Annotated in this window: 3 protein-coding genes; 1 reads left to right on the top strand and 2 read right to left on the bottom strand. The window is 65.6% G+C overall.

The genetic code is table 11. The annotated features are described in order from the left end of the window. Positions 1-195: 195 nt before the first annotated feature. Entirely contained in the window at positions 196-447 is a 252-nt protein-coding gene (locus RSO01_RS46555; protein WP_147157440.1) for a GlsB/YeaQ/YmgE family stress response membrane protein, read from the bottom strand. Positions 448-459: 12 nt separating this feature from the next. Further along, on the bottom strand, positions 460-1,281 hold the full coding sequence (locus tag RSO01_RS46550; RefSeq protein ID WP_147157439.1) for an exodeoxyribonuclease III: 822 nt from the start codon (positions 1,279-1,281) through the stop codon (positions 460-462). A 52-nt stretch (positions 1,282-1,333) separates the two neighbouring features. Here RSO01_RS46550 and ypfJ point away from each other — a divergent pair, with 52 nt between their 5' ends. Continuing rightward, the gene (gene ypfJ / locus RSO01_RS46545) at positions 1,334-2,266 is read left to right on the top strand and encodes a KPN_02809 family neutral zinc metallopeptidase (protein ID WP_147157438.1); all 933 of its coding nucleotides are present in this window, start codon (positions 1,334-1,336) and stop codon (positions 2,264-2,266) included. Positions 2,267-2,345 lie beyond the last annotated feature (79 nt).

The following is a 2,345-nucleotide window of genomic DNA, read 5'->3' as shown; positions in this document are numbered from 1 at the left end:
GAACGATGCATAGAGCGGAGCACGCCGGGAGGCGGGCGCGAGACCAATATAACTTAAGTGCTCAATCTAGTCAACTACGGTTCTATTTTTGCGGACCATGGAGCGCCAGAATTACTCGCGGTCGGGCATCGGTGCCGGCAGTGCTGGCAATCTCGTCGGCCCCGCGCCGGCTCGTCAAAACCCTGTGCGGAGCCACTAGCGGCTGAACAGCCGCAGCAGCACCAGCAGAACGACGGCGCCGACGACCGAGCCGACGAAGCCGGCCGGCTCGCCTGGCGCATAGAGGTGCAGCACCTGGCCGCCCACGGTGGCGATGAACGCCCCGACGATGCCGATGACGATGGTGACGATGATGCCGCGCGGGTTGGGCCCCGGCGTGATGAAGCGGGCCAGCAAGCCTACGACCAGGCCGATGAGCAGGACCACGATGAAACCGCCGAACGTCATGTGCTTCTCCCTTCAGACCTCGAACGTCGCCATCACCGGCACGTGGTCGGACGCCTGCTTCCAGTCGCGCAGGTCGACGTCGATGCGATGACTTCTGATGGCGCCCGACAGGGCCGGCGAGGCGAGGATATGATCCAGCCGCCGGCCGCGGTTGGAGGCGCTCCAGTCGTTGTTGCGGTAGCTCCACCACGAATAGAGCTTCTTGTCCTCGGGCACGAAGCGGCGCGGCACGTCGATCCAGTCGATCGAGGCTTTTAGGCGGCCGAACAGCTCGACCTCGACCGGCGTGTGCGACACGATCTTGAGGAGCTGCTTGTGGCTCCACACGTCGTGCTCCAGCGGCGCCACGTTGAGGTCGCCGACGGCGATGCGGCGCTGGCCCTTGGCGGCGCCCGCCTTGGGCTTGCGGTCGGCGAACCACTGGGCCATCTCGCGGTAGAAATCGAGCTTGTGCGCGAACTTGTCGTTCACCGCCGGATCGGGAATGTCGCCGCCGGCCGGGATGTAGAGATTGTCGAGCAGGATGGGATCGGCGCCGGTTTCGAGCGCGACCTCGATGTGCCGGCAATCCTCCTTGCCGCAACGATGGTGAATGTTTTTAGCGGTGAACGGCACCTTGGAGAGGATCGCCACGCCGTTGTAGGACTTCATGCCCTGGACCAGCCGGTGCGTGTAGCCCAGCCCCTCGAAGGCCTTGTGCGGGAAGAACTCGTCCGGGCACTTGGTCTCCTGCAGGCACAGCACATCGGGCTTGCGCAGCCTGAGATAGCGTTTGACGTTATTGATCCGCAGACGGACCGAATTGATGTTCCAGGTGGCGATGGAAAGGCTCATCTCACCCCCAATATAGTCGATCTCGGGCCGATCTCGACCCAGGAGACCCGTCATGCAGATGGAAGGCGACGAAAGCAGCAACATCGAGGATCGCCGCGGTGATGGCGGCTATTTCGGTGGTGGTGGCGGCGGCTACGGCGGAATGGGTGGCATCCCCATCCCGACGGGCGGCGGAGGCGGCATCTTCAAGGGTGGCCTGGGTTTCGTGGCTTTCATCGTCATCGCCCTGATCTTCGGCGCCGATCCCTTTGCCCTGCTGGGCGGCGGCGGGACTTCGAGCTATGAGCCCGCCCCAACCCAGACCAGCCGGACCACCCCGCGGCAGCAGCCGGCGGGCGATGCCGAGACCCAGTTCGTGTCGCGCGTGCTCAAAAGCACCGAGGATGTCTGGACGACCGCCTTCCGGGAGCTCGGCCGGCAATATCGCGAGCCCAAGCTGGTGCTCTACCGCGACGCAACGCGCACCGAATGCGGCGTCGGCCAGTCGGCGATGGGGCCGTTCTATTGCCCGGCCGACCAGCGGGTCTATCTCGACCTCGCCTTCTTCGACGACCTGGCGCGGCGCTTCCACTCGCCTGGCCAGTTCCCGCAGGCCTACGTGATCGCCCACGAGGTCGGCCATCACGTGCAGAACCTTTTGGGCATCAGCGCCAAGACCGAGCAGATGAAGGAGCGCATGAGCAAGCGCGACGCCAATGCGCTATCGGTGCGGGTCGAGCTGCAGGCCGACTGCTTCGCCGGCGTCTGGGCGAACCGCGCCGATGCCGCGCGCGGCGGCAAGATGATCGACGACAAGGACGTCGAGCAGGCGCTGGCCGCCGCCTCGGCGATCGGCGACGACCGTCTGCAGCGCCAGGCGCAGGGCCGCGTGGTGCCCGACAGCTTCACCCACGGCTCGAGCGCCCAGCGCATGCGCTGGTTCCGCATCGGTCTGGAGAGCGGCGATCCCAGGAAGTGCGATACGTTCAGCGCGAAGCAGCTTTAGTCTTGCCGGACCGCGGGCCTCCAGGCCCGCTCATGTCTTTTCGTCTTCCGGACCGCGCGCATCCTTGCGCGCTCATGAA

Source organism: Reyranella soli, from assembly GCF_007992495.1.
GTDB lineage: Bacteria > Pseudomonadota > Alphaproteobacteria > Reyranellales > Reyranellaceae > Reyranella > Reyranella soli.
The sequence above is the reverse complement of the archived record's forward strand: the minus strand, read 5'-3'. Positions and strand labels throughout refer to the sequence as shown.

What these genes read in the sequence shown, in the direction of transcription:
- RSO01_RS46555 (WP_147157440.1), bottom strand. Translation starts at nt 447, where the DNA reads ATGACGTTCGGCGGTTTCATCGTGGTCCTGCTCATCGGCCTGGTCGTA.
- RSO01_RS46550 (WP_147157439.1), bottom strand. Translation starts at nt 1,281, where the DNA reads ATGAGCCTTTCCATCGCCACCTGGAACATCAATTCGGTCCGTCTGCGG.
- ypfJ (WP_147157438.1), top strand. Translation starts at nt 1,334, where the DNA reads ATGCAGATGGAAGGCGACGAAAGCAGCAACATCGAGGATCGCCGCGGT.